The 6658-nt window shown below is 31.7% G+C and carries 8 protein-coding genes; 6 read left to right on the top strand and 2 right to left on the bottom strand.

Annotated elements, in window-relative coordinates:
• Window positions 1-90: 90 nt before the first annotated feature.
• The 3 genes from P6733_RS14540 to P6733_RS14530 all read left to right on the top strand — a co-directional run bounded on the left by P6733_RS14540 (window position 91) and on the right by P6733_RS14530 (window position 1608).
• Window positions 91-516, top strand: coding sequence for a hypothetical protein (locus P6733_RS14540; RefSeq protein WP_306353657.1), 426 nt, complete (start codon window positions 91-93; stop codon window positions 514-516).
• A 104-nt stretch (window positions 517-620) separates the two neighbouring features.
• On the top strand, window positions 621-1004 hold the full coding sequence (locus P6733_RS14535; protein ID WP_306353656.1) for a hypothetical protein: 384 nt from the start codon (window positions 621-623) through the stop codon (window positions 1002-1004).
• 199 nt (window positions 1005-1203) lie between these two features.
• Window positions 1204-1608, top strand: coding sequence for a helix-turn-helix domain-containing protein (locus P6733_RS14530; RefSeq protein ID WP_306353655.1), 405 nt, complete (start codon window positions 1204-1206; stop codon window positions 1606-1608).
• 111 nt (window positions 1609-1719) lie between these two features.
• Here the strand turns inward: P6733_RS14530 and P6733_RS14525 are convergent, their stop codons facing one another.
• Window positions 1720-2601 (bottom strand): bestrophin family protein, encoded by an 882-nt coding sequence (locus P6733_RS14525; RefSeq protein ID WP_306353654.1) that lies wholly within the window; start codon window positions 2599-2601, stop codon window positions 1720-1722.
• A 333-nt stretch (window positions 2602-2934) separates the two neighbouring features.
• Between P6733_RS14525 and P6733_RS14520 the strand changes: the two genes are divergently transcribed.
• The 3 genes from P6733_RS14520 to P6733_RS14510 all read left to right on the top strand — a co-directional run bounded on the left by P6733_RS14520 (window position 2935) and on the right by P6733_RS14510 (window position 6137).
• Window positions 2935-4512: a serine hydrolase gene (locus P6733_RS14520; protein ID WP_306353653.1), complete on the top strand. Its 1578-nt coding sequence runs from the start codon at window positions 2935-2937 to the stop codon at window positions 4510-4512.
• A 732-nt stretch (window positions 4513-5244) separates the two neighbouring features.
• Window positions 5245-5682, top strand: coding sequence for a MarR family winged helix-turn-helix transcriptional regulator (locus P6733_RS14515; protein WP_306353652.1), 438 nt, complete (start codon window positions 5245-5247; stop codon window positions 5680-5682).
• 32 nt (window positions 5683-5714) lie between these two features.
• On the top strand, window positions 5715-6137 hold the full coding sequence (locus tag P6733_RS14510; RefSeq protein WP_306353651.1) for an organic hydroperoxide resistance protein: 423 nt from the start codon (window positions 5715-5717) through the stop codon (window positions 6135-6137).
• Window positions 6138-6217: 80 nt separating this feature from the next.
• On the opposite strand, the gene P6733_RS14505 is transcribed toward P6733_RS14510, so the two are convergent.
• Entirely contained in the window at window positions 6218-6649 is a 432-nt protein-coding gene (locus P6733_RS14505) for a hypothetical protein (protein ID WP_306353650.1), read from the bottom strand.
• Between the last annotated feature and the right edge of the window lie 9 nt (window positions 6650-6658).

The following is a 6658-nucleotide window of genomic DNA, read 5'->3' as shown; positions in this document are numbered from 1 at the left end:
AATTGGGACAGATACAATTAAGGCACAGGAATGTAATTAATTTCCATTGAAATTTTAGCAGATATAATATTATAATCTTTAATGAATTATATGAAATATGTATTATTAATATTTGTAATTATATCTATGATTTCTTGTACTAAGAAGTCTACTGATACAGCTTTATGTTTTACTAAATTAACATGTAATGTAAATGAAAATTCATTAGAACCCACTGTGATTAGAATTGATTTTTTAGATAAAGAATCGCTAATACAAAATAGTATACAAAAAGGAAAATTTAAAAAAATATTATTTTATGCTATTGATGAGAAAAATAGAGGTAACTCTTATATGAAAAAAGATTTTTATGAAAAAAAAGATGATACGACTACACTGTATTTAGGAATAAATTATTTTGATAGAGATAAGAATCATAGATGGGAGCAAAAAGAGATTGAAGATTTTCTAATAAAAAGTGATATTGGCTTAGTTATAGGTAACGATACTTTAATTGTGAAATTATGTAAGTATTAATGAGGTCATTAATATTTATCTTATTACTAAAAACCATAGTTTTTTTGAAAGGGGAAGAGTACTAAGTAAAGAAGAATAATATTTTAATATACAGAATATAATATATGAAATACAGTATTATAATTGTTGTAGTCTATTTATTTGCATCCTGTAAATCAAGCTCTATAAAAACAACTATTAATGAAAAAGAATATACGGTTCTAAGTATTGATTCGATTAATAGTGCGTATGTTATTCATGCTAAAAAAGATAGCTTATATTTTAAAATTTTATCTTTTAAAATTGATAAGAAGTATTCGAAATGTGATAAAATTCAAGTAGGTAAAACGTATAATTTCAAACTAAACCCTGGTTTTCTCAGTGATCCAAGGTTTCCAATAAATTTGGATGGCATTGGATATCATGGAGAAACGATTCTAATTGAAAGAGATTCTATTTATGATTTACACGAAGCAAAGAATCTAAAGGGATTATGTTTTAAAAAATAGATGATGAAAAAATATAAAAAGAGGTAAACAATATAGTTGACTATATTTAGCGCAGTAAATTGGTATAGCACCAATACTATTTGTGTTATTTGGGAACAACTTGGTTTTTTACGACTTTATTTCTTACAATAGGAAAGAAGTTAGTCGAATATTATTTATATTTTTGTTTAGGTTCAAAATAATTAAATATAATAAGACTATGACTGCGGAAACAATGCCATTCAAGAAAAATCATCATGGACGTAACGTAAGACGTTTACGCGAAATGCTGGGTGTAAAACAAGAAACTATAGCAATAGCACTTGATATGACGCAACAAAATCTTTCTGCGTTAGAGCAAAAAGAAGAAATTGAAGATAAAGTTTTGGATAGAATTGCTCAAGCATTAAATGTTTCTGTAGCTGCCATCAAAAACATGAATGAAGAAGCGACAATTAATTATATCAATACTTTTAATGATAGTAGTGGTCAAGGATGTTTTGCAAATAGTTCTACATTAACATTTAATCCAATTGATAAAATAGTGGAACTTTATGAGCGTATGCTAAAAGTCGAACAGGAAAAAGTTGCCTTATGGGAATCCTTTAAGAAAGAGGAAAAATAATTTTCTTTGTCGCTATATAAAAATCCTCTGAAGTATCTACTTCAGAGGATTTTCTATTTTAAACATTGTTTCAATTCTACTGTAGATTCATCGATTCTCGATATCTAACAATTACATCACATAGTAGAGTCCAGTATCTTTTTTTGCAGGCACATCCTGTTCACCAATCATTTGCAAAATATTGATTTCAATAGTTTGCGCTAAAGATGTTACAGGTGTATCTACAGGTGTGTTTTCAAATGGATCCTGCATGATAATTGCCGTTTGTTCTATGGTAATAAATAAAAGAGGTATCGATATCGTCAATAGAATTTCAACAACCAGTTGTGAATCATCCAAACCAAAGGGTAAGATGGCCGCAAATACATAGATTAAGGTATGTACTAGCATACTATAAGAACGCGGGAATATAGTGTTTTTCAATCGCTCACATTTACCCATACTATCACAAAGCCTGGCGATGGTTTCATTCAGTTGGATTTGTTTGAAATCTGAAATCACCCCAGTGGCTGCAATTTTTTTTAATTGGAGAGAATGAGCATCCAATAATGCATTAGGAATGTTTGTAGCGTGTATTTGATGCGTGTCAAGATAAGTCTGCACTTTTGGTGAATGTGGCAAACGACGCAATGCTTCACCTAAGGCATAGTTCCAAATAATTTGCCTTTGAGCAAATTCTTTTATGGCTTTTTCATCTCCTTCAGGTAAAAACTGGATTACTTGCCTAATCAATGTTCGGGAATCATTTACTATAGCACCCCAAACGGTACGAGCTTCCCACCACCTTTCATAAGATTGTGAAGTTCGAAATGCCAATAAGAGCGATACAAGTGTACCAACAAGTGCTGGAACACTCAATGGCAACGATATTTTCTTAAATGTAGGGCTCAAGTCCAAAAGTCCTATGGAAATACCAAAAATACAGATCCATAGAATCTGAATTTTACTTGCATTAATAAAATACCAAATGGATATTCGTTTATTTAGTAGCATAAAGTAATAGGTATTAAACGATTAGTTTTAATAAAGACCTTTTTCTTACTACTAATTTATGAAATGATTTTATTTCCTGTATTAAATTACTAAAATACTTATGAATAGTAATGTTGTATTTTATTTGCAAATGCGCTAGAACTAGGACGATTGATGAAAAAATATTTTTTTTAGAAATTTCCAATAAAATAGTAGGTGTTTGGTTTAGAATTAATAAAATTATCGTTTTATTTTATATATTCGTTCGTGAAAAAAAATCCCCCAACTTCCTAATTTTATGGTATAAATACAACCATTTCCACCTGAAAATTATCGAAGAATTATACTTAAAATATGAAAAAAACGAAATTAGCTTCGGCAATTATAATTGCCTTACTGTTATTTACAAACACTACTATTTTTGCACAGATTTCTTCCAAAGAAGTAGATGAATTAGTAGAAAAATCAATCGAAAAATTTAATGTTGCAGGAGTAGCCATAGCCATTGTGAAAGATGGAAAAGTGATTCACAAAAAAGGATATGGTGTAAGTTCTATTACTACAAAACAATTGGTCAATGAGCAGACCAATTTCCAAATAGCATCCAATAGTAAAGCCTTTACCACAGCGGCATTGGCGATCTTAGTAGATGAAGGGAAAATAGCATGGAAAGATAAAGTGAAAACTCATATTCCAGAATTCAAAATGTATAATGACTATGTAACGGAGCATTTTCTAATCGAAGACTTATTATGCCACCGTAGTGGATTAGGTTTGGGAGTTGGAGATTTAATGTTTATTCCAAATGGTGCAGATTTTAAAATAAAAGATGTGTTGAATAGCTTTCAGTATTTTAAACCTGTTTCGGAATTTAGAACCCAATTTGATTACGATAATTTACTGTATTTCGTAGCAGGAGAATTAACAGCAAGAGTAAGTGGAATGAGTTGGGAGGAATTTGTACAAAGTAGAATTTTAGAACCTTTACAGATGACCCACTCACAAACATCAATGAAAGGAATAAAAGATAAAACCAACTTAGCCATGCCACACTCAACCAATGGTGATGAAAGTGGAAAAATAAAAGAGATTGCAGGATTTGAAGAAATGATAAATGGAGCTGCTGGAGGTATTGTCTCAAATGTAGATGATATGTCAAAATGGGTATTACTTCAATTAAACAAAGGGAAGTACGGAAGCAATTTAGATAAACAACTCTTTACAGAAGATAGACAAAGTGAAATGTGGAAACTACATATCGTAGAAGATGCAGATCAAAATCCAAGGTATAACCAACATTTTAGTGGTTATGGTTTAGGATGGAATTTAGCCGATGTACAAGGGAAATTAAGCGTTTCTCATACGGGCGGTTTGCCAGGAATGCTTTCCATTGTTACCATGATTCCAGACTTAAACTTAGGAATTATTATTTTGACCAATACTGAAAATGGAGGAGCAGGAGTTTTCTCTGCGGTAAGTCAAACTATTATTGATCGTTATTTAGGACTCAATGACTTTGGTTGGGTAGATAAGTATGCAGCCTATTTTGCATCACAGAAAAACAATGGAGATGATGTGGTTAAAAAAGTTTGGGAAACAGTCAATAAAGCAAAAAAGACCAAGATTAAAAATGAAGACTTCATTGGTCAGTACGAAGATAATTGGTTCGGGAAAATTGAAGTTTTTGTAAAAGGAAATCAATTATGGTTTAAATCTCTTCGCTCTCCAAAACTAAATGGACCGATGTATTTTTATAATGCCAATACATTTGCTATAAAATGGGAATACCAAGATATGAATTGTGATGCATTTGCCATGTTCAGTTTAGATGAAGAGGGAAAAGCACAAAGTATAAAAATGAAAGGTATTTCACCAAATATGGATTTCAGTTTTGATTTTCACGATTTAGATCTTCACAGAGTAAAAAAATAGATAAGAATAGACTCGCTGCAGTCTAACGGATTCATGTTGCTACTTGTATACGACATGAAAATAAACAAGGCATAACTTAATTAGTTATGCCTTGTTTTTGTTTACTATAGTAATGTAATCGAGTGAACATGCATAAAGCTCATGAATACGATATTACTTTCTTGTTTTTCTTTTTTTAGCGATTTTTTCCTCTACTTTCTTTTGAATCTTTTCTTGTTTCTTCTCCTTAAGATTCTTTGTAGGTTCCTTTAATTCTTTATTTTTCTTAGCCATGATTGTGCTTTTTTGAGATGATGTCCAATCTTCTTTTAAGACTTAATCATTTCATGACGGGCAAATGATTAAGGTAAAAGTAAACTGGACAAACTGATTTTCCAAAATGAAGCATTCCCGCAAACGCTTCGGAAAGTCGGGAAGATGGAAATAGTTTTCTGCGGTAACATACCTTTCAACATGATTAAAAATAGTATTTGTTATATACTAATAGAGCATCAAACTGCATGCCATCATTTGTTAAATATGACTTTGTAGCATTGCACTATAATTGTCAGTTAAAACCGTGCCTTTCTGCCAATAGGTATAGACTTTTAGTCAGTGCTGTTTTTGTATTAGCGTATCAAAACGAGCTAGTTCTTTTTTCAATTTTAAAATGAAGAATGTTAATGTTGTTATAAAACAATTGTATTTTGATTGTGCACAATATAATTTTACACAATCAAAATAATTCATCACATGGAAAATCTAAAACTTGACAACCAACTTTGTTTCCCGGTATATGCTTTATCAAGACAGATAACAGCGTTATACAGGCCTTACCTCGAGAAATTAGGATTAACATATCCACAATATTTGGTAATGTTGGTACTATGGGAAAAAGAAAAAGCAACCGTAAAAGAGTTAGGACAATCCCTCTGGTTAGATAGTGGAACGCTGACACCTTTATTAAAAAGAATGGAAGAGAACGGAATGGTGAGCAGAACCCGATCGGAAATGGATGAACGTGTTGTCAATGTAAATATTACTGCAAAAGGTCAAGCTTTGAAAGCAGAAGCGGCAGCAATACCAGAGAAGATGATGGTACACTTTGGATCCAATGAGCAGGAAATTCTACAATTACGAGAACAATTAAAACTAATATTGGCAGCTACTTCTGCTGAATGTAAACAATAAGTAACAAATTTAATTACTATAAATCAATAAATATGGAAGCATTATATACAGCAGTAGCAACCGCTACAGGAGGAAGAAATGGACACGTGAAAAGTTCAAACGGAGTATTAGATCTTGAAGTACGTATGCCAAAAGGTTTAGGTGGAGCAAATGATGACTATGCAAATCCAGAAATGCTGTTTGCAGCAGGATATTCAGCTTGTTTCGACAGTGCATTAAGTTTGGTGTCAAAAATGAATAAAATTAGTACAGGAGTTACGACAGTGACTGCTGAAGTGACAATTGGGAAAAACAATGAAGGTGGATTTGGCTTAGCAGCAAATTTAGTTGTAAATGTACCTGGAGTAGATCAGGCACAAGCAGAAGATTTGGTTGCAAAAGCACACCAAGTTTGTCCTTATTCTAATGCCACTCGTGGGAACATCGATGTGAAGTTTACGGTGACAAATAATTAATTCGCAAAATAAGTACCGATTATAAAAAAAACCGACAGATTCAATAGAATCTGTCGGTTTTTTTAAATAAGAAAGATAAATTATTTACTAGAGACTAAAGCGGAAATATCTTCCCCAAGGAGACTAAATTTTTTAGCCGCAGATTTTGATACTAATTTTTTATCGACAGATATTTTTACACTAGTTTCATAAAGAGAAACACTATAAGCGGTATCATCACTATCCTCTTTAATCCAACGGATATTTCCTGAAGAGGTAGTCGTCATGTAATTTTGGTCGAGGTTATCGATTAATAATTTTTTTAAGGCTTCATATTTAGATTTATTGAACTCACAACGCAAAGAATATGAATTACCGGATTCATGTATGGAAGTAGAACTACTAGATGAATTATGTTTACCATCATTATTTGTGTTGACAGAAGTTGAGGTAGAACTACTGGTTACTGTAGTTTGAGCTTGTGCAATTAGGACATTTAATATCGTAAAAGCAATGATGAAAATTGTTTTCATAGTGAGATT

It is taken from the genome of Flavobacterium aerium (genome assembly GCF_030766725.1).
Taxonomy (GTDB): Bacteria; Bacteroidota; Bacteroidia; order Flavobacteriales; family Flavobacteriaceae; genus Flavobacterium; species Flavobacterium aerium.
This window is presented reverse-complemented; position numbering and strand designations above follow the sequence as displayed.